At 69.6% G+C, this 18042-nt stretch carries 17 protein-coding genes and 1 pseudogene; 15 read left to right on the plus strand and 3 right to left on the minus strand.

Features of this window, described 5'->3' with window-relative positions; all coding sequences use genetic code 11:
- Nucleotides 1-25: 25 nt before the first annotated feature.
- The 15 genes and pseudogenes from ACFRAC_RS33095 to ACFRAC_RS33165 all read left to right on the plus strand — a co-directional run.
- On the plus strand, nucleotides 26-1255 hold the full coding sequence (locus ACFRAC_RS33095; protein WP_382937489.1) for a CaiB/BaiF CoA transferase family protein: 1230 nt from the start codon (nucleotides 26-28) through the stop codon (nucleotides 1253-1255).
- Nucleotides 1252-2064, plus strand: coding sequence for an enoyl-CoA hydratase/isomerase family protein (locus tag ACFRAC_RS33100; RefSeq protein WP_382937492.1), 813 nt, complete (start codon nucleotides 1252-1254; stop codon nucleotides 2062-2064). Before ACFRAC_RS33095 ends, ACFRAC_RS33100 begins: the two co-directional genes overlap by 4 nt.
- The gene (locus tag ACFRAC_RS33105; RefSeq protein WP_382937494.1) at nucleotides 2061-3284 is read left to right on the plus strand and encodes an acyl-CoA dehydrogenase family protein; all 1224 of its coding nucleotides are present in this window, start codon (nucleotides 2061-2063) and stop codon (nucleotides 3282-3284) included. Before ACFRAC_RS33100 ends, ACFRAC_RS33105 begins: the two co-directional genes overlap by 4 nt.
- A complete protein-coding gene (locus tag ACFRAC_RS33110; RefSeq protein ID WP_382937500.1) occupies nucleotides 3281-4033 on the plus strand; it encodes an SDR family NAD(P)-dependent oxidoreductase in 753 nt (250 codons plus the stop codon). Before ACFRAC_RS33105 ends, ACFRAC_RS33110 begins: the two co-directional genes overlap by 4 nt.
- A gap of 28 nt (nucleotides 4034-4061) precedes the next feature.
- On the plus strand, nucleotides 4062-4940 hold the full coding sequence (locus ACFRAC_RS33115; protein ID WP_382937506.1) for a 3-hydroxyacyl-CoA dehydrogenase family protein: 879 nt from the start codon (nucleotides 4062-4064) through the stop codon (nucleotides 4938-4940).
- A 12-nt stretch (nucleotides 4941-4952) separates the two neighbouring features.
- Nucleotides 4953-5822, plus strand: coding sequence for a 3-hydroxyacyl-CoA dehydrogenase family protein (locus ACFRAC_RS33120; RefSeq protein WP_382937508.1), 870 nt, complete (start codon nucleotides 4953-4955; stop codon nucleotides 5820-5822).
- Complete coding sequence (locus ACFRAC_RS33125) at nucleotides 5819-6604, plus strand: enoyl-CoA hydratase-related protein (RefSeq protein ID WP_382937512.1); 786 nt, start codon at nucleotides 5819-5821, stop codon at nucleotides 6602-6604. Before ACFRAC_RS33120 ends, ACFRAC_RS33125 begins: the two co-directional genes overlap by 4 nt.
- Nucleotides 6601-7656: an acyl-CoA dehydrogenase family protein gene (locus ACFRAC_RS33130; RefSeq protein ID WP_382937515.1), complete on the plus strand. Its 1056-nt coding sequence runs from the start codon at nucleotides 6601-6603 to the stop codon at nucleotides 7654-7656. The genes ACFRAC_RS33125 and ACFRAC_RS33130 overlap by 4 nt, the downstream gene beginning before the upstream one ends.
- 5 nt (nucleotides 7657-7661) lie before the next feature.
- Nucleotides 7662-9323 carry an AMP-binding protein gene (locus ACFRAC_RS33135; protein WP_382937520.1) on the plus strand — a complete coding sequence of 554 codons (1662 nt, stop codon included), beginning with the start codon at nucleotides 7662-7664 and terminating at the stop codon, nucleotides 9321-9323.
- A complete protein-coding gene (locus ACFRAC_RS33140) occupies nucleotides 9320-10447 on the plus strand; it encodes a CaiB/BaiF CoA transferase family protein (protein ID WP_382937523.1) in 1128 nt (375 codons plus the stop codon). The genes ACFRAC_RS33135 and ACFRAC_RS33140 overlap by 4 nt, the downstream gene beginning before the upstream one ends.
- Before the next feature lie 28 nt (nucleotides 10448-10475).
- On the plus strand, nucleotides 10476-11468 hold the full coding sequence (locus ACFRAC_RS33145) for an NADPH:quinone oxidoreductase family protein (RefSeq protein ID WP_382937527.1): 993 nt from the start codon (nucleotides 10476-10478) through the stop codon (nucleotides 11466-11468).
- Entirely contained in the window at nucleotides 11465-11920 is a 456-nt protein-coding gene (locus tag ACFRAC_RS33150) for a MaoC/PaaZ C-terminal domain-containing protein (protein ID WP_382937532.1), read from the plus strand. The genes ACFRAC_RS33145 and ACFRAC_RS33150 overlap by 4 nt, the downstream gene beginning before the upstream one ends.
- Nucleotides 11917-13116: a thiolase family protein gene (locus ACFRAC_RS33155; protein WP_382937536.1), complete on the plus strand. Its 1200-nt coding sequence runs from the start codon at nucleotides 11917-11919 to the stop codon at nucleotides 13114-13116. Before ACFRAC_RS33150 ends, ACFRAC_RS33155 begins: the two co-directional genes overlap by 4 nt.
- The gene (locus tag ACFRAC_RS33160) at nucleotides 13113-13955 is read left to right on the plus strand and encodes a 3-hydroxyacyl-CoA dehydrogenase family protein (RefSeq protein ID WP_382937540.1); all 843 of its coding nucleotides are present in this window, start codon (nucleotides 13113-13115) and stop codon (nucleotides 13953-13955) included. The genes ACFRAC_RS33155 and ACFRAC_RS33160 overlap by 4 nt, the downstream gene beginning before the upstream one ends.
- A 203-nt stretch (nucleotides 13956-14158) precedes the next feature.
- A pseudogene (locus tag ACFRAC_RS33165) lies at nucleotides 14159-14347 on the plus strand (integrase core domain-containing protein); the annotation flags it as partial.
- Between the two features lie 8 nt (nucleotides 14348-14355).
- On the opposite strand, the gene ACFRAC_RS33170 reads toward ACFRAC_RS33165, so the two are convergent.
- The 3 genes from ACFRAC_RS33170 to ACFRAC_RS33180 all read right to left on the minus strand — a co-directional run bounded on the left by ACFRAC_RS33170 (nucleotide 14356) and on the right by ACFRAC_RS33180 (nucleotide 18010).
- Nucleotides 14356-14787 carry a hypothetical protein gene (locus ACFRAC_RS33170; protein ID WP_382937542.1) on the minus strand — a complete coding sequence of 144 codons (432 nt, stop codon included), beginning with the start codon at nucleotides 14785-14787 and terminating at the stop codon, nucleotides 14356-14358.
- Between the two features lie 556 nt (nucleotides 14788-15343).
- Nucleotides 15344-16888, minus strand: a complete 1545-nt coding sequence (locus ACFRAC_RS33175; protein WP_382937547.1) for a GMC family oxidoreductase — start codon at nucleotides 16886-16888, stop codon at nucleotides 15344-15346.
- A gap of 177 nt (nucleotides 16889-17065) precedes the next feature.
- On the minus strand, nucleotides 17066-18010 hold the full coding sequence (locus ACFRAC_RS33180) for an alpha/beta fold hydrolase (protein WP_382937551.1): 945 nt from the start codon (nucleotides 18008-18010) through the stop codon (nucleotides 17066-17068).
- Nucleotides 18011-18042 lie beyond the last annotated feature (32 nt).

Below are 18042 nucleotides of genomic sequence, written 5' to 3' on the forward strand. Positions count from 1 at the left end.
TCGACGTTACGGAGAAGTGAACCCGATGACTCCGACCCCGGCCACGGCCGGCCCGCTGGCCGGTGTGAAAGTGATCGATATGACGACGTCATATGCCGGACCGACAGCAGCCATGTATCTCGCCGACCTCGGGGCCACGGTCATGAAGGTGGAACGCCCGGGGCGTGGTGACGACGCGCGGAGCTGGGGACCGCCTTTCGTCGCCGGGACCTCTGCCTGGTTCGCCTCGGCCAACCGCAACAAGCAGTCCGTGGTGCTCGACCTCCGTGTGCAGGAAGGGCGCGAGGCGCTGCGGCGGTTGCTCGACACCGCCGATGTGTTCCTGCAGAACATGAACCCCGCCAAGCTCACCCGGATGGGCATCGACGGCGAGACGCTGCGGGCACGCAATCCGCGGCTGGTCTACTGCGCGATGTCCGGATTCGGTCTCGACGGGCCCGACAGCGACCTGCCCGGGTACGACCTGGTCGCTCAGGCGCGATCGGGCCTCATGTCGGTCACCGGGGAGAAGGGCCGTAGTCCGCAGCGGGTATCCACCGCGCTGTCCGACGTGGTGACCGGTATGGCTGCCGCGATCGCGATCAACGCCGCGCTGGTGCGCCAGACCAGCAGCGGCGTGGGGGAGATCATCGACGTCTCCCTGCTCGACACCGACCTCGCGCTGATGGCCCCGCGGATCGCCGCATTCTGCGCCGGTGAGCCAGAGCCTGCCCCCAGCGGCGGGACCGACTCGGTGCTGGCCGTCTACCAACCCTTCGAGACTGCCGACCGCACCATCGTCGTGGCCATCGGCAACGACGCGATGTGGCAGCGGTTCTGCACGGCCGTCGGGCTGCCCGAACTCAGCGCCGACCCGGCCCTGGCCGACAACGCCGGTCGCCGCGAGCATCGATCCCACATCACCGCGCTGGTTGCCGACCGGCTCTCGACGAGGCGGGCCGCGGAATGGCTCCGTGTCCTCGGCGAGGTCGAGGTGCCGGCCTCCTTGGTCCAGACCCTCTCCGAAGTCGTGAAGGACCCGCAGGTGGTCGCGCGCGACTCCCTGCTCCCGGTGCCAGGATTTCAAGGCGACTTGGTGAGCATCCGCAGTCCGTTCCGCCTGGCCTCGCAGGGTGCACCGCGCAACGAGCGCTTCCCCGGGCTCGGAGCGGACACAAGGTCGGTGCTGCTCGAGGTCGGCTACACCGACGAGCAGATCGACGACCTGGCCGTCGCCGGTGCGGTCGGCCTCGGCACCGAGGCGGTGGCGTCGTGACTGCCCCGGAGGCACTCGTCATCGAGTGCGTCGGCCCGGTCACCACCCTGACCATCAACCGGCCCGAGGCGTTCAACGCGCTCAACGCCGGTGTACTGGCCGAACTGCGTCAGGCCGTGCTCGAGGCGGAGGCGGACCCGGCGGTCCGCGCGGTCGTCGTCACGGGCACCGGTGACAAGGCGTTCAGCGCGGGTGCCGATCTCAAGGAACTGGCCGGAATGACCACCGACCGGGCGCACGAGACCATGCGCTCGGGCCAGCGGGTGATGCGCGACATCGAGCGCGCCGCTGTGCCGGTCATCGCCGCGGTCAATGGCGTCGCCCTCGGCGGTGGGTTCGAGCTGGTGCTCGCTTCGACCTTCTCTGTGCTCTCGACCCGTGCCTCGCTCGGTCTGCCGGAGTCGGGCCTCGGCCTGATCCCGGGATACGGCGGCACCCAGCGGCTGCCCCGCGCCGTCGGCGCGCAGACCGCGGCCCACCTGATGCTCACCGGAGCCCGGCTCAACGCCGACCGCGCCTACCAGCTCGGGCTGACCCCGGTGCCACCGGTCGCGCCAGAGGACCTCCTGGCGACCGCCGTTGCGATGGCCGAGAAGATCGCGGCCCAGGGGCCCCTCGCGGTCCGTTCGATCCTCACCGCCCTCGAGGCGGGCCGCGGCGCCTTGCTCGACACCGGCCTTCAGCTCGAGACCGGCCTGGCGGCGCTCGCCATCGGCGGCGCCGAGTCCGACGAAGGCATCAACGCCTTCCTGGAACGCCGGCCCGCCGTCTTCGCTGACCCCGCAACCGCCCCGGAGGAGACCGCATGAGTGTCGAACCACTCGACCTCGACACCGACCCCAAGGCCTACCTGGCCCTGCACGACCTGCTCGACGAGCCGGCGGCTGACTCCGCACTGACGGAACGGGAGCGTGAGGTCCGCACGATCACCCGAGACGCGGTGGCCCGGGAGGTCGCCCCGCGGGCCGCCGAGCTCGACGCAACCCATGCCTTCGCCCACGAGAGCGTGCAGGCCTTGGCACAGGCAGGCCTGATGGGCCTCGTCTTTCCCGAGCACCTCGGCGGCACCGGCGACACCAACGTCGCCTACGCGGTGGCGATGGAGGAGGTGACGGCCGGCTGCGCGGCGACGTCGCTGGTCTTCATGACCCAGACGCACGCGGCATACCCCCTCCTGATCGCCGGCAGCGACGAACTGGCACAGCGGTACATCCCCCGTCTGCTCGATGGCTCGCTCTACGGCTCGATCGCCATCACCGAGCCCAATGCCGGCAGCGACGTCGCAAGCCTGCAGACCACCGCCCAGCCGACCGGTGACGGCTACCTGCTCAACGGGTCGAAGACCTTCATCACCACAGGCGACAAGGCCGGGGTGATCATCTGTTTCGCGACCGTCGACAAGAGCCTGGGACGCCGTGGGGTCACCGCCTTCGTCGTCGACGGCGGCTGGGACGGCGTGGGCCATGGGCAGCCTTTCGAGAAGATGGGCATGCACGGCTCGAGCACTGCGGAGCTGTTCTTCGACGATGTGCGCATCCCCGCCGACCACGTCCTCGGCAAGGAGGGCGGGGGCTGGCGTGTGGTCATGAACTCCGTGGTCAAGACGCGCATCAGCGCCGCCGCCCAGGGGGTCGGTCTGGCGCGGGCGGCGTACGCGCGCACCCTTGCCACGCTGACCAGACTGCACGGCACCCGGCTTCCCGACGAGCACACCTTCGCGCTCGCCGACCTGCGCGGCCGCATCCTGCAGGGGCGGCTGCTCCTGCACGCGGTCGCCCGCCAGGCCGACGCCACCAGCGACATCCCGACCGGCCTCGTCGGGATGATGAAGCAGACGTGCACCGACCTGGGCTTCACCGCGGCCGTAGAAGCGACCCGAATCCTCGGCCCGTACGGCGACCTCGCGGTCCTCGGCGTCGAGCGGTGCCTGCGCGATGCCAAGGTCACCCAGATCTACGACGGCACCAACGAGATCCAGCGGCTGCTCATCGGTCGCGAGATCACCCGCGCGATAGGAGAGCTGGCATGACGGATCTGCGTGGCAAGGTCGCGATGGTGACCGGCGCCGGACGTGGGCTGGGCCGGTCGATGGCCCAGGCGCTGGCCGAGGCCGGAGCCGCCGTCACCGTGGCGGCCCGCACCACGACCGAGCTCGACTCCTTCGTCGACGAGGTCAAGACGGCCGGCGGGCAGGCGCTGGCCTGTCCGACCGATATCACGGACGAGGCGTCGGTCGAGAGCATGGTCGAGGCCACCGTCGAGACCTTCGGCCGGATCGACATCCTCGTCAACAACTCCGGCATCGTCGCCACCACGCCGCTGCTCGACCAGCCCGCCGACGAGTGGGACCGGGTGCTGGCGACCAACCTGCGCGGCACTTACCTCGCCACCCGGGCAGCCGGCCGGCACCTGGTGGCGCAGGGCGCGGGCAAGGTCATCAACATCGCCTCGAACTTCGCACTGCAAGGCGTCGCCAACCACGCCGCGTACTCCGCCTCCAAAGCCGGCGTCATCGGCTTCACCCGCTCGATGGCCATGGAGTGGGCGAAGGCCGGCGTCCAGGTCAACGCGATCGCCCCCGGGTACTTCGCCACCCCGCTCAACGCCGAGCTGCGTGAGGACGCCGAGACCCTGACCAAGGTCGTCCGCGCCATCCCGGCCCGCCGCATGGGCGAACCGGACGAGCTCAAGCCGTGGCTGCTGCTCCTGGCCGGCAGCGCCTCGGACTTCATGACCGGCGAGGTCATCGTCATCGACGGTGGCCAGAGCGTCCGATGAACCAGCTACTGAACGAGCAGGAGAACTCGTGAGCAACGCGAGCAAGACCGTCGCCGTCCTCGGCGCCGGCACCATGGGCTCGGGTATCGCCACCGTGATGGCGCGAGCCGGGCACCGGACCATCCTTTACGACGTCAACGAGGCCAGCCTGACGCGCGGCATCGACACCGTGCACGGCTTCTTCGACAAGAGCGTGCGGCTGGGCAAACTCGACGCGACGGCTGGGCAGGCCGCCAAGGACGCCCTGGTGGGCAGCACCGACCTGACCGACCTCGCGCCGTGCGACGTCGTCGTCGAGGCGGTCTTCGAGGATCTCCAGCTGAAGAAGGAGACCTTCGGCATGCTCGACGAGATCGTCTCGCAGTCCACGCTCTTCCACACCAACACCTCCACGCTGTCGGTCACCGGCATCGCGTCCGGATCCCGGCTGCCCGAGCGGGTCGTTGGCACCCACTACTGCAACCCAGCGCCGCTGATGAAGTTGGTCGAGGTCGCCGACGGCAGGCACACCGCCGACTGGGCGCACAAGGCCACCGTCGAGTTCCTCGCCTCCCTGGGCAAGAGCAGCGTGGTCACCAAGGACCGGCCCGGCTTCATCGTCAACCGGTTTCTGATCCCGTGGGAGAACTCCTGCATCCAGGCCCTCGAGGCAGGACTTGGCACACGGGAGTCCATCGACGCCGCCGTGCTCGGCGCCCTGGGCCACCCGATGGGACCGTTCCGGCTGCTCGACATCGTCGGCCTCGACATCCACCAGCAGGTGGCGACCCGGCTCTACGAGCAGTTGCGCGACCCGCGTTTCTTCCCGCCGCCGATGGTCGAGCGGATGGTCGCCGCAGGCGACCTCGGCCGCAAGACCGGACGCGGTTTCTACGAGTACGACGACACCCGGCTGTTCGGGTCCTGAGGAAGGCAGACGATGAACGACTTCCAGAAGATTGCGGTGCTCGGCTGCGGCACCATGGGCGCCGGCATCGCCCAGGTGCTCGCCGCCTCCGGCCGTGACATCGTCGTCCTCGAGACCGACCAGGACCGGATCGAGGCGGGCACCGCTTCCATCGCGGAGTTCCTCGACGGCGGCATCGCCCGCGGGAAGATGACCCAGGAGGACAAGACCGCGGTCCTGGCCCGGATCAGTGGCACCACCGACGTGGCCGACCTCGTGGGCGTCGACGCGGTGATCGAGTCGGTGACCGAGAACGCCGACGTCAAGAAGGCAGTCCTGGCCGAGGTGGCCGCGGTCGTGGGGGAGCGGACCCCGATCCTGACCAACACCTCCGCGCTCTCGGTGACCGACCTGGCGGCCGCGCTGCCGAACCCGTCCCGGGTCGCCGGCCTGCACTTCTTCAACCCCGCGCCGCTGATGCGCACCGTCGAGGTGGTCCGCGCACTGCAGAGCGACGAGGACCTGGTGGACCGGCTGGTCGTCCTCGTCGACAGTCTCGACGGAAAGGAGCCGGTCGTCGTCAAGGATCGGCCCGGGTTCCTGGTCAACGCGCTGCTCCTGCCCTACCTCAACGACGTGATCCAGGAGTACGACGACGGGCTGGCCACCGCCGAGGACATCGACCTCGCCCTGAAGCTCGGTCTCGGCTACAAGTCCGGGCCACTGGAGATGCTCGACATGATCGGCCTCGACGTCCACCTCCACGCCACCGAGAGCGCGTACACCGCGACCCTCGACGCCCGCTATGCCCCACCTCCGCTTCTGCGCCAGATGGTCGCCGCCGGCTATCTCGGCGCCAAGAACGGCCGAGGACTCCGCACCGGAGAGAAGGACGCCCGATGAACACACCGACCTACGACGACATCCTGGTCAGCGCCGAGGGCCCGGTCCTCACCATCACCATCGACCGGCCCGAGTCCGGCAACAAGTTCCGCCACCAGACCTGCCTCGAGCTCTTCGACGCGCTCCAGAGGTTCCGCATCGACCGCGAACTCCGGGCAGCCGTGCTGACCGGCGCCGGGGAGAAGTTCTTCTGCATCGGCGGCGAGCACGACCCGGTCACCTCCCTCGACCAGTCGCAGGTACTGCCGATCATCGACGTCTACCAGGCGATCGACACCATCCCCAAGCCGATCATCGCCGCAGTCAACGGGTTCGCTGTCGGTGGCGGCAACGTGCTGCACACCGTCTGCGACCTGACCATCGCCTCCGAGACCGCGGTGTTCCGGCAGGTCGGTCCCATGGTCGGCAGCTTCGACGCCGGCTACGGCTCCTGGTACCTCGAGGACACCATCGGCCGCAAGCGGGCCAAGGAGATGTGGTACCTCAACCGCAAGTACTCCGCCGCGCAGGCACTGCAGATGGGCCTGGTCAACGAAGTCGTCGCCCCCGACCAGGTCCGGGCCCGTGCCCTTGAGGTCGCCCGCGAGATCACCACCCGCAGCCCCCTGGCCATCGCCGGGCTGAAGGGCGCCTTCTCCGCACGGCACAACGGCGTATCCGGCCAAGCCCGGATGGCCCACGACCAGCAGCTCGCGTTCTACCTGCAGACGCAGGAGGCCCACGAGGTCAGCCAGGCGTTCGGCGAGCGGCGCGAGCCCAAGAGCGAGAGGTTCTGGTCATGAGCTGGCGCGGCCCTGCACTCGGCAGCGACCAGCGTGACCTGATGGCCATGCTGGACGACTTCGCCGCCGACCACGACATCGTGCTCGCCGACAATCCCGAGGCCGTCGCGGGACTGGTCGCGGAGCTGGCCGAACTCGGCGTCTGGACCCTCGGCACCGCCGAGGCGCACGGCGGCGGCGGCGCCGACCGCGCCACCACCGCCGTGGCACTCATCCAACTCGGCCGCAGCTGGCCCGCGCTCGGATGGGCCGCCGCGCAGGCGCACACCGCGGCCGACCTGCTCTCCGGCGACGACCGGTGCGCCGACCTGGTCAAGCGTGTGCACGCCGGCACCGCGGCCGTCGCGGTCGCCGACGCAGGCTCGGCGCACGTGCGGCTGGCCTGGTCCGGCGACACCCTGCACGGCTCGGTCGACCGGGTCGACGTCGCCGCAGAAACGCCGTACCTGCTGGTGCTCGCGGGCGAGGACACCGCGCTGCTGGTCGAGCCGTCGGCACTCAAGCCCAGGCCAGTGCGCCGGACCGGTCTCGGCGGGGCACTCACGCGCTCCCTCGAGGTCGACGCGAGCGGCTCCGCAGTCCTGGAGCTGACGGGCGTCGACATCCCGGCTGCACAAGCACGGCTCCGGCTCGGTGCCGCCGCGGTCGCCGCCGGCATCGCAAGCGCTGCCGCCGACGCCGCAGCGACCTACGCCGCCGGACGGCACCAGTTCGGCGGCGCACTGACCGCCATCCCGACCGTGCGGCAGTCGCTGCTCGCTCAGGCATCCAAGGCGGCCGTCATCCTCACCGCCGTGCTCGCCGCCACCGAGGACGACCCCGTCCGCTCCTTCGCGACCGCACATGAGGCCTGCGGCAGCGCGATCGACGTGGCCGCCGCCGCGTTGCAGTCGCACGGCGGTTACGGCTACCTCGCGGAGTACCCGGCCGAGCGGTACCTGCGTGACGCGGTCTCGCTTCGCGCCGCCGCCGACATCCAGAGCGCGGCCGTCACCACGGCGCGCTCACTGGTGGGCCTCCCGCCCGCCACGGTCCTCCGGAAGGACGCATGATGACCATGGCTCAGACGCACACCCCGCTGGCTGAGCTCCTCGACGGCCAGCGCACCCCGGTCACGGACGCCGACGCCCAGGCGTGGCGAGCCGCCGGCTGGTGGGAGGAGCGGTCGATCCGTTCACTGTTGACGGATGCGGCGCTGACCCACCCCGACCGGGCTGCCCTCGTCGGGCACCGTACGTACGGCGACCGGGTGAGTCGTACCTATGCCGAGTTCGATGCCAACGCCCACCATGCCGCGAGCGTGTTCGCCTCCCTCGGCGTCGGCCAGGGCGATGCCGTCGTGCTGATGCTGCCCAACTGGGTCGAGTACGCCGAGATGGTCTTCGGCATCAACGAGATCGGCGGGATCTACGCCGGTATCCCGGTGACTTACGGAGAGCGTCAAGCGGCCGCGATCCTGCGCCGCAGCAAGGCCAAGGTCATGGTCGTCCCACGACGATGGCGCAGCACCGAGCACCTCGAGCTCTCCCGCAGGCTGCGCGCCGAGATCCCCACTCTCGAGCACGTCATCGTGCTCGACGACGACGGCTCCGGCCTCCGTGAGGGCGAGTCCCTCTGGTCCAGCCACGCCGGCGTACCGACGCAGACGTTCCCCGACCCCAACCCGAGCCGGCTGTGCTACCTCGGCTTCACCTCCGGCACCACCGGAGAGCCGAAGGGCGCGATGCACAGCCACAACACGCTCATCTACGCCGCCCGACAGCAGGCCGAGCACGTCGGTCCGAAGGTGTACGGCGACCCGATGGTGCACCTGGTCGCCTCGCCGGCCGGCCACCACACCGGGTTCATCTGGGGCATTGTTTTCACGGTGCTGCTTGCCGGCACCGCGGTGCACGTCGACCGATGGGATCCGACCTGGGGCACGCAGGTGATCCGTCAGGAGGGCGTCACAACGTTCTTCGGCGCACCCACCTTCCTCCAGGACATGATGCGCACCGACCTCGCCGGCGATCCCGACTGCCCGCTCAAGTGCCTCGTGATCGCCGGCTCCCCGGTGCCCCGCAACCTGCCCGCGCAGGCCCAGGAGGCCCTCGGCGCCTACATCTGCCCGGCCTGGGGAATGACCGAGTGCAGCATCCTGATTTCGTGCACCCCTGACGAGCCCGCCGCGATGCAGCGCACCGACGGCTCAGTCTTCGCCGGCTCGCAGGTCCGGGTGGTCGGACCGGACGGCGAGGACGTGCCGACCGGCGAGGTCGGCAACCTGCTGATACGCGGGCCAGGCATCGTCTACGGCTACTTCGACCGCCCCGACGCCACCGACGACTCCTACCTCCCCGGCCTGTGGTTCAAGACCGGTGACCGGGCCAGTCTCGACGAACACGGCTGGGTCTCGCTGCGCGGCCGTAGCAAGGACATCATCATCCGCGGCGGCGAGAACATCCCCGTCACCGACGTCGAGTCCCTCGTCTTCGACCACCCCGACGTCGTCAACGCCGCGGTCGTCGGCATCCCCGACGAGCGGCTTGGCGAGCGGATCTGCGTCGTCCTGGTCATCAAGGACGGCCGACCCCAGCCGACCGTCGAAACCCTGGCCGAGTACCTGCTCGCCCAAGGATTGTCCAAGCACTACCTGCCCGAGCGTGTCATCAGCCTTCCGGAGCTGCCGATGACCCCGAGCGGCAAGATCCAGAAATTCAAGCTCCGGGAGATACTGTGAGCCAGCCCCCGCTGCCCCTGACCGGGGTCAAGGTCCTCGACCTCTCCACGCTCCTGCCGGGCCCTCTGGCCACACTGATGCTGGCCGATGCCGGCGCCGACGTGGTCAAGCTGGAGCGTCCTGTGCGGGGCGACGAGATGCGCTCCTACGAGCCGAAGTTCGGTGAGGCCAGCGCCAATTACGCTGTGCTCAACCGAGGCAAGCGCGCGTACGGCGTCGACTTCAAGGACCCGGCCCAGCGCGAGCGCGTGCTCCGGCTCGCGGCGGAGGCGGACGTCGTCATGGAGCAGTTCCGGCCCGGCGTGGCCGACCGGCTCGGACTCGGATACGACGACATCCGCGCCGTCAACGCGGGTGTCGTGTACTGCTCGATCACGGGCTACGGGCCCACCGGTCCTCACGCCCGGCGTGCCGGCCACGACCTCAACTACCTTGCCGAGTCCGGCCTGCTCGGCGTCGTGACCGACAGCACCGGTTCACCCGGCTTGCCGATGACCGTGCTGGCCGACATCGCCGCCGGCACCTACCCGGCCGTCGTCAACATCCTGCTCGCCCTTCGCCGGCGCGACCAGACGGGTGAGGGCGTGCACCTCCAGGTGCCGATGACCCACAACCTCCAGGTGCTCGGCTATGGCTACTTCGCCACACACCAGGCCGGCGCCGGCTGGCCCCGCCCCGGCGCCGAGCAGCTCACCGGAGGCAGCCCGCGCTACCACATCTATCCCACGGCCGATGGCCGTCATGTGGCCTGCGCGGCCCTCGAGCAGAAGTTCTGGGATCGGCTGGTCGAACTGGTGGGCCTCGACGCAAAGTTCCACGACGACACCGGGCAGGAACAGGCCGTGATCGACGCGCTCGGCGAGCGGTTCGCCGCCGAAACCGCGGACCACTGGCGCTCGGTGCTCGACGGCGAGGATGTGTGCACCGTGATCGTCGCCACGTGGGACGAGGCCGTCGCCGCCGGCCTCGTCGATGTCGATGCCCCCGAGCGCGTGTCGGTGCCGGGTGGCGCGGACTCGTTCCCCACCCTCCCGAGCCCGATCTCCTCCGCGCTGCGCCGCGGACCGGGCACCACGCCGTACCCATCGCTCGCCGAGCTCGGCGACGCATCCCCCTGGGCCTAAGGCCCCTCAACCGTCGAAGGAGTCACCGATGCGCGCTGCGCTCGTCAAGGAGTTCGGCCCCCCTTCCAGCCTGGTGGTGGAGGAGATCGACGACCTGGCCCCTCGACCCGGCGAAGTCGTCATCGAGGTCGGCGCGGTCAGCATCAACTTCCCCGACATCCTCGTCGTCGAGGGCACATACCAGAACCTGCCCGAGCGACCGTTCAGCCCCGGCAAGGAGGCGGCCGGACGCGTGATCGCCGTCGGTGAGGGTGTCGAGCGTATCGGCGTCGGACAGCGGGTGCTGGCCCTGGTCGAGTACGGCGGATATGCCGAGCAACTCCGGGTGCCGGAGGAACTGGTCATGGAACTCCCGGACCGGATGACCTATGAGGAGGCTGCGGCCTCCGGGCTGGTCTACTCAACGGCGCACTTCGGGCTGCTCAGGCGCGGCCGGCTCAAAGCCGGTGAGACCGTGCTCGTCACCGGGGCCGGGGGCGGAGTCGGGTCGGCCGGCGTGCAACTGGCCAAGGCCTGGGGTGCCCGGGTCATCGCCCTGGCCCAGGACGACGCGAAAGCCGAGCTGGCCCGCACCCAGGGCGCCGACGTGGTGCTCACCTCGACCCCCCAGACGCTGCGCGACGACCTGCTCGCCGCCACCGACGGCAAGGGCGTCGACGTCGTGCTGGAAATGCTCGGCGGCGACTTCCTCACCCAGATCGTCCGGGCCACCGCCTGGGAAGGGCGGATCGTCGTCGTCGGCTTCGCCTCCGGTGGCCAAAACCCGATCAAGCCCGGGCACCTGCTGGTCAAGAACATCAGCATGGTCGGCCTCCAGAGCAGCGACTACCGCGACCGCACCCCCGAACTCTTGCGCTCCACCATGGCCGAGATATTCGACCTGTTCGTCCAGGGCAAGGTGAACGCCGCCGTCGACACCACCTTCCCGCTCGAAAAGGCCGCCGACGCCCTGCAGTACGTCAAGGACGGCAAGGTCAAGGGCAAGGTCGTCATCACCACCGGCCTGGGCGGAGCCAGGTGAATCTCTGGTTCGACGACCTGGTGGTGGGCCGCTCCTGGAGCAGTCCCTCTCGCACGGTCACGGAGGCCGACGTCGGGGACTTCGCCGGCCTCACCGGCGACCGGTTCCCCCTGCACACCAGCGAGGAGTACGCCAAGCGGACGCAGTTCGGCACCCGCGTAGCCCACGGCCTGCTCGGGCTCACCTTCGCCCACGGGCTGATGTGGGCACGCACGGGGGAACTCGACGAGTCCGTGATCGCCTTCCTCGGCATCCGGGAGTGGAGCTTCGCCGGCGCCATCCACTTCGGGGACACCATCGACGTCACATACGCCGTCGTCGCCCAGCGGCCGTCGTCCTCGAAGCCGGACCGGGGCGTCGTGGAGTTCGAGGTGCGCGTCACCAACCAGCACGACGTTGTCGTCCAGCACGGCATCAAGACCATGCTCATCGCCCGAAGGGACCCTCGATGACCTCCGCCTTCCTGTACGCCGCCGCGCGGACGCCCTTCGGCCGCTTCGGCGGCGCCCTGGCGGACGTGCGTCCCGACGACCTCGCCGCCACGGCGCTCGCCGGCGTGCTGGCGAAGGTACCCGAGCTGGACCCTGCCCTCATCGGCGACGTCGTCCTCGGCAACGCCAACGGCGCGGGCGAGGACAACCGCAACGTCGCCCGCATGGCGGTGCTCCTGGCCGGTCTGCCGGTGTCAGTGCCCGGATCGACAGTCAACCGGCTCTGCGGCTCCTCGCTCGATGCCGCGATGACCGCGTCGCGGATCGTCGAGACCGGCGACGCCCACGTCGTGCTGGCCGGCGGCGTCGAGTCGATGACCCGCGCACCGTGGGTGCTGCCCAAGCCCTCCCGTGCCTACCCTGCGGGCCATGTCACGGCCGTTTCCACCACGCTCGGCTGGCGGCTGGTCAACGAGAGGATGCCGGCCGAGTGGACAGCTTCGCTCGGCGAGTGCAACGAGCAGCTTGCCGACCGGTTCCAGATCTCCCGGGAACGCCAGGACGCCTTCGCCGTCCGTTCCCACCAACTCGCCGACGCGGCCTGGGCGGCCGGACGGTACGACGACCTGGTGGTCGCCGTACCCGGCGTCGACCTGGCCCGTGACGAGGGGATCAGGCCGGGCTCGACGGTGGAGAAGCTGGCCGGGCTGAAGCCGTCGTTCCGCCCCGACGGCTCGATCACAGCAGGCAACGCATCCCCCCTCAACGACGGAGCCTCCGCCCTGGTGGTCGGCTCAGAGGAAGCCGCCTCGGTCATCGGCACCGCACCGCTGGCCCGGATCGCCGGCCGTGGTGTCCACGCGCTGACGCCGCAGGACTTCGGGTTCGCGCCGGTGGAGGCTGCCAACGCCGCGCTCGCCCGTGCCGGCATCGACTGGGCGGACGTCGAGGCCGTGGAGCTCAACGAGGCGTTCGCAGTCCAGTCCCTGGCCTGTGTCGATGCCTGGAGGATCGACCCTGGCATCGTCAACACCTGGGGCGGTGCGATCGCGATCGGCCACCCTCTCGGTGCCTCCGGGGGGCGCATCCTCGGCACCCTCGCCCACCGCCTCATCGCCGACCGACAGCGATGGGGTGTAGCCGCTATCTGCATCGGCGTCGGCCAGGCCCTCGCCGTCGTCATCGAGAACGTCACCCTCGGATCGGAGAACCAATGAGCCTTCCCAGCAGTGTCGGTGTCTACGGTGGTGGCCGGATGGGAGCAGGCATAGCGCACGCCTTCCTCCTGGCCGGCACCTCGGTGACCGTGATCGAGGCCGACGAGGCAGCCGCGGCAGCGGCCGACGGGCGTGTTCGCGGCAGCCTCACCAAGGCGGACGAACGCGGGAAGCTCCGCGAGCCGCTCCCGCAGGTTGCGGAGCGCCTTACCGTGGCGACAGACCCGTCGGCGCTCGTCTCGTGTGCGCTCGTCGTCGAGGCGATCCCCGAGTCCGTCGAGCTGAAGACGTCAGTGCTCACCCGCGTGGAGGAGTTTGCCCCCGAGGCGTTCCTGGCCACCAACACCAGCTCTCTCTCCATAGACAATCTCGCGACCGCGCTGGCGCGGCCGGAGAGGTTCATCGGCCTGCACTTCTTCAACCCCGTTCCCGCCAGCGAGTTGGTGGAGATCGTGGTCGGCTCGAAGACATCAGCGGACCTCGTCACCGACGCCAACGAGTGGGTGAAGGCCCTGGGCAAGACGGCCATCACGGTGACCGACTCCCCGGGCTTCGCCTCCTCACGCCTCGGTGTCGCGCTCGCCCTCGAAGCGATGCGGATGCTCCAGGACGGTGTCGCCTCGGCTGCGGACATCGACACCGCCATGACGCTCGGCTACAAACACCCGATAGGCCCCCTGAGGACCACGGACGTAGTGGGTCTCGACGTCCGGCTCGCCATCGCCGAGCATCTGGCGAAGGAGGTCGGACCACGCTTCGAGCCGCCCGCCATCCTGCGTGAGAAGGTCGCGGCCGGGCACCTCGGCCGCAAGACCGGACAGGGCTTCTACACGTGGTGATGCCAACAGGCATACCTCAAAAGAGCACTTGTTGCGGCCCCTCTGAAAGTGAGCAGTCTTTCGAGACTGACCTGCGCATTGCTCAGTTTGGTGAGTGGGACGCACCGAATATTACTTGTTGCTAGGTTGTTGGGTCACGTCGGTTGAGCCGATGTGACCTGCGGGTTTCTGGGATTTCCTCACGATGAGCGTGGACTGCTCTCTCGGAGTTGAGCAAGCCCCGCAAGCCCTCGCATGGCCTCGCTGACGTCGAACTCGCCACTGCGGAATGGGTCGACTGGTTCAACAACCAGCGCCTCCACACCGCGATCGGAGACACCCCGCCCCACGAGCACGAGACCAACCACTACGCTCAGCACCAGCCCCAGCCGGCTGCTGGAGTACACGCATAGAGCCTCCATCAGACCCGGAGCAGTTCACTTTGTTGCTGGTCATCGGTGCATCTTCCATGATCGGCAGTTACACCGAACGTTTCACAGACCCGCATATGAATCGCGAAGGTGTGGCGCGTGTCGTGGAGCCGCAGCCGGGCCGGCATCACCACGTCGGCCTCGTGCTCGTCGCTGATCCGGAGGCTTCGCAGGTGGGCCTCGTCAAAGATCTGTTCCCCGCGCTGCCTGGACAGCATCCGTCCGCCGCGGCCGACGAACAGGGCCATCGGCTCCAGGCCGAGGTCGCCCTCGATGACGGTGACCCGGCGGATCTCGGCGGGCATCGCCTCGACGCGGAAGGTCCGGTGCCGCCCGTGCAGGGTGCGCCGCGGCTTTATCTGCCGCAGGTCGACATCGTCGACAACGAACAGTTCATGCCGGCGCCGGTATAGGGCCTTCACCGAGGACCACACCGTCGCGGCCCGTTTAGTGCGGCGATACGAGATCGATCTCTCGCAGCGTCGCGTGCTGGACGGCCACCACCCGCGGCAGGCCGAACTTGGCAATAGCCTGCAACATCACCTCAGCGGGGGAGGCGCCCGGTGCGGCCGGCCGACCTCGATGTCGAGCAGGCAGCTGAACTCGCGCAGCCTCATCCCCGTGGTGATAGCCAGTTCGCCAGCCGCGCTGTTGCGCAGTGGGGAGCGGCCCCGGAAGGCGGGATCGACCGGGCCGTCGGGGAGACAGCCGCCCAGGGCCCACCTGCTTGAGGAACCGCCACTGCTGGATGGTCAGGTGGCGCACGTCCAGCTCGGTCGTGGCGCCCCAGGCCAATACGTCCCGTCCATTGCCACGGCGAAAGTTGTCGGCGCCCTCGCGACAGGGGACGTTCGGCGGCTGAGAGACGGTCGTCCGTCGCTGCGGCCGTACTTGGGGGAGGAGGAGCGGTCAGCGGTCCGGAAAGGCGGCTACGTCCGGCCAGCCAGTGCGACCAGGCCGTGCTGTGGCTCTCGGAGATCAGAGACCGCGGATCATGTCTGCGCCCTTCTCCGCGATCATGATCGTCGGGGCGTTGGTGTTGCCCCGCACCACGGTGGGCATCACCGAGGCGTCCACCACCCGCAGGCCGCCCACGCCGTGCACCCTGAGCCGGGAATCCACGACGGGGCCGATGGAGCAACTGCTCGCCGGGTGGTAAAGAGTCTGCAACTCGCGCCGGGCGAAGTCGAGCAGGCCGGCGTCGTCCGTGGAGCGCGGTACGCGGAAGTCGGCACGCCGGTGCTTGGCCAGGCTGGGCTGAGCGGCGATGTCGAGCAACATCCGCAGTGCCCGGATCATCGTGGCGCGATCCTCCTCGGTGGTCAGGTAGTTGTGCAGAACGCGCGGTTTGGCGCTGGGCAGGGCCGACCGCAGGGAGACCTTGCCCCGGCTCGTGGGGGCGAGGACGACCGCGCCGAACATGAACGCGTGGTCGGCCACGGGGCTGATGCCCTCCTCGTGGAACATCACCGGGGTGGCGTGCACCTGGATGTCGGGGGCGTCCAGTCCCTCACGGGTGCGGTGAAACCCGCCGGCCTCGCCGACGTTCGAGGTGAGGGGACCGCGCCCCTCGGTCTCCAGCAGGCGGACGTTCTCCGGTGTCTCGGCGGTGAACAACGACTCGGTATCGGTGAGATAGCACAGACCGACATGCGGATGGTCCTGCAGGTTTTCCCCCACGGGGAGGTCGACGCGGGGCCTGATGCCGCAGGAAGCGAGTTCGCTGCCCGGGCCGATGCCGGAGAGCATGAGCAGCTGCGGCGAGTTGTAGGCGCCGGCCGACAGCACGACCTCCCGTTCGGCACGCAGGCACAGCAGTTCGCCGTCCCGCTCCACCTCGACACCGGTCGCACGGTCGCCGTCCAGGAGTACGCGGGTGCACGGGACACCGGTGAGCACCTCGAGATTGGGCCGGGACAGGGCCGGCCGCAGATAGGCGTCGGCCGTGCTGCAGCGCAGGCCGTTGCGCTGGGTGAGGTGGTAATAGCCGACGCCGTCCTGCTCGGGGCCGTTGAAGTCGCTCGTGTAGTGGTGGCCCGCCTCCTGTGCTGCCGTGACGTAGGCCTCCGCCAGCGGATGCCGGGAACGGCCCTCGCTGACCGTCAGAGCCCCGCCGGTGGAGTGCCAGGGCGACGGGGCGCCCCTGAAGTCTTCGGTGCGAAGGAAGTAGGGCAGGACATCCTGCCAGCTCCACCCGTCGGCGCCGCCGGCCGCCCAGGCGTCGTAGTCACGGCGATTGCCACGTATGTAGATCATCGCGTTCATGGACGAGCAGCCGCCGAGCATCCGGCCGCGGGGCAGATAGCGACGGCGGCCGTCCAGTCCCGGTTCGCACTCGGTGAGGTAACTCCAGTCGTACTTGGTCTGGAAGAGCTTGCTGAACGCTGCCGGAATGTGGATCTCGGGGGCGTCGTCCACGGGTCCCGCCTCGATGAGCAGAACGCGCGTGGTCTCGTCCTCGCTGAGCCGGCTCGCCAACACGCACCCCGCTGATCCGGCACCCACAATGATGTAGTCGTACACCTGTCCTCCCTCGCCCGACACGGCTACGCGACCCCTTTACCTAAGCGGCATCGGAGGGCGGATCACACCGCGCTACCGGCCAATTGCCCGAGGAGGCCCGCCTCCTGCCGAGAATCGACCGCGCACTACCCGCCACAGTGGCGCATGGTGGCGTGGAGGTCGCTTCGCGTCAGGGGGTCAACGAGCCTCGTGCAGGGAGCTGACGGCCTGCACCAGGGCGTGGGGGTTCTCCCAGTTCAACATGTGTGCGGCGTCCGGCACGGTCATCAGGCGCGCGCCCGGTATGCCGGCGGTCAGGCGTCGGGCGTGGCTGGGCGGTGTGCTGCGATCGGCCGAGCCGACCATGACGACGGTGGGGAGCGCGATCTCGGCCAGGCGTGGATAGCGGTCCTCGCGGGCGAACGCTCGCACGATCGGCACGAGGGAGGCCTGGGCCTGCTGCAGGAAGACTTCGAGGAAGACCTCGATCATCGCGGGAGAGGGGCGTTTGCCGCACTGGGCGGCTCCGAAGAGGAGTCCGCCCGTGCGGGTGCGGGCCAGTCGCTGGGGGATGCCCATCTCCAGCAGCGGGACCTGCAGCCGGTTGTGCGGTGCTCCGTCGTAGATGCGGCCCGCCCAGGTCGCGAACAGCACCAGGCCGCGCAGCCGCCGGGCGACGGCGGGATGGTCGAGCACGGCACGAAGCGCGAGGAACCCGCCCACGGAATGCCCGACGAACACTGCGTCGCGTGCGTCGAAGTGCTCCAGGACCGCCAGGTAGTCCTGCGCCATAGGGCCGGAGCCGATACCGTCCGCACCCGGCGTCGACCCTCCGTGGCCGCGCTGGTCGAAAACGATGACACGGTGACCGCTGGCCACCAGGGCGGCTTGCACCAGATTCCACTCCAGGAGCGAGGCACGGTGTCCGTGAGCCACTACCACCGGTGAGCCTTCACCCGCGACAATGGTGCGCAGCACCGTCCCGTCGGGGCGGGGGAGGAACGCTTCCTCGCCCTCGGGCTCGCGGCGGAGCCGTTGGCAGGGGACGGGGTCGGGCTGGCGTTCGATCCAGCTGGCCGCTGCGCGCGCAGCGGTGGCAGCGACGGCCGCCGCAGCGGCAGCCCAGAGCAGCCGCGCCTTCATCGAGATCCTCCGAATCCGCCCCTGTGTGGTGT

Source organism: Streptomyces sp. NPDC056628 (assembly GCF_042792555.1).
In the GTDB taxonomy this organism is placed as follows: domain Bacteria; phylum Actinomycetota; class Actinomycetes; order Streptomycetales; family Streptomycetaceae; genus Streptomyces.

Coding starts and splice junctions, on each gene's coding strand:
- ACFRAC_RS33095 (WP_382937489.1), top strand. CDS start 26: ATGACTCCGACCCCGGCCACGGCCGGCCCGCTGGCCGGTGTGAAAGTG.
- ACFRAC_RS33130 (WP_382937515.1), top strand. CDS start 6,601: ATGAGCTGGCGCGGCCCTGCACTCGGCAGCGACCAGCGTGACCTGATG.
- ACFRAC_RS33120 (WP_382937508.1), top strand. CDS start 4,953: ATGAACGACTTCCAGAAGATTGCGGTGCTCGGCTGCGGCACCATGGGC.
- ACFRAC_RS33160 (WP_382937540.1), top strand. CDS start 13,113: ATGAGCCTTCCCAGCAGTGTCGGTGTCTACGGTGGTGGCCGGATGGGA.
- ACFRAC_RS33180 (WP_382937551.1), bottom strand. CDS start 18,010: ATGAAGGCGCGGCTGCTCTGGGCTGCCGCTGCGGCGGCCGTCGCTGCC.
- ACFRAC_RS33110 (WP_382937500.1), top strand. CDS start 3,281: ATGACGGATCTGCGTGGCAAGGTCGCGATGGTGACCGGCGCCGGACGT.
- ACFRAC_RS33125 (WP_382937512.1), top strand. CDS start 5,819: ATGAACACACCGACCTACGACGACATCCTGGTCAGCGCCGAGGGCCCG.
- ACFRAC_RS33145 (WP_382937527.1), top strand. CDS start 10,476: ATGCGCGCTGCGCTCGTCAAGGAGTTCGGCCCCCCTTCCAGCCTGGTG.
- ACFRAC_RS33155 (WP_382937536.1), top strand. CDS start 11,917: ATGACCTCCGCCTTCCTGTACGCCGCCGCGCGGACGCCCTTCGGCCGC.
- ACFRAC_RS33135 (WP_382937520.1), top strand. CDS start 7,662: ATGGCTCAGACGCACACCCCGCTGGCTGAGCTCCTCGACGGCCAGCGC.
- ACFRAC_RS33105 (WP_382937494.1), top strand. CDS start 2,061: ATGAGTGTCGAACCACTCGACCTCGACACCGACCCCAAGGCCTACCTG.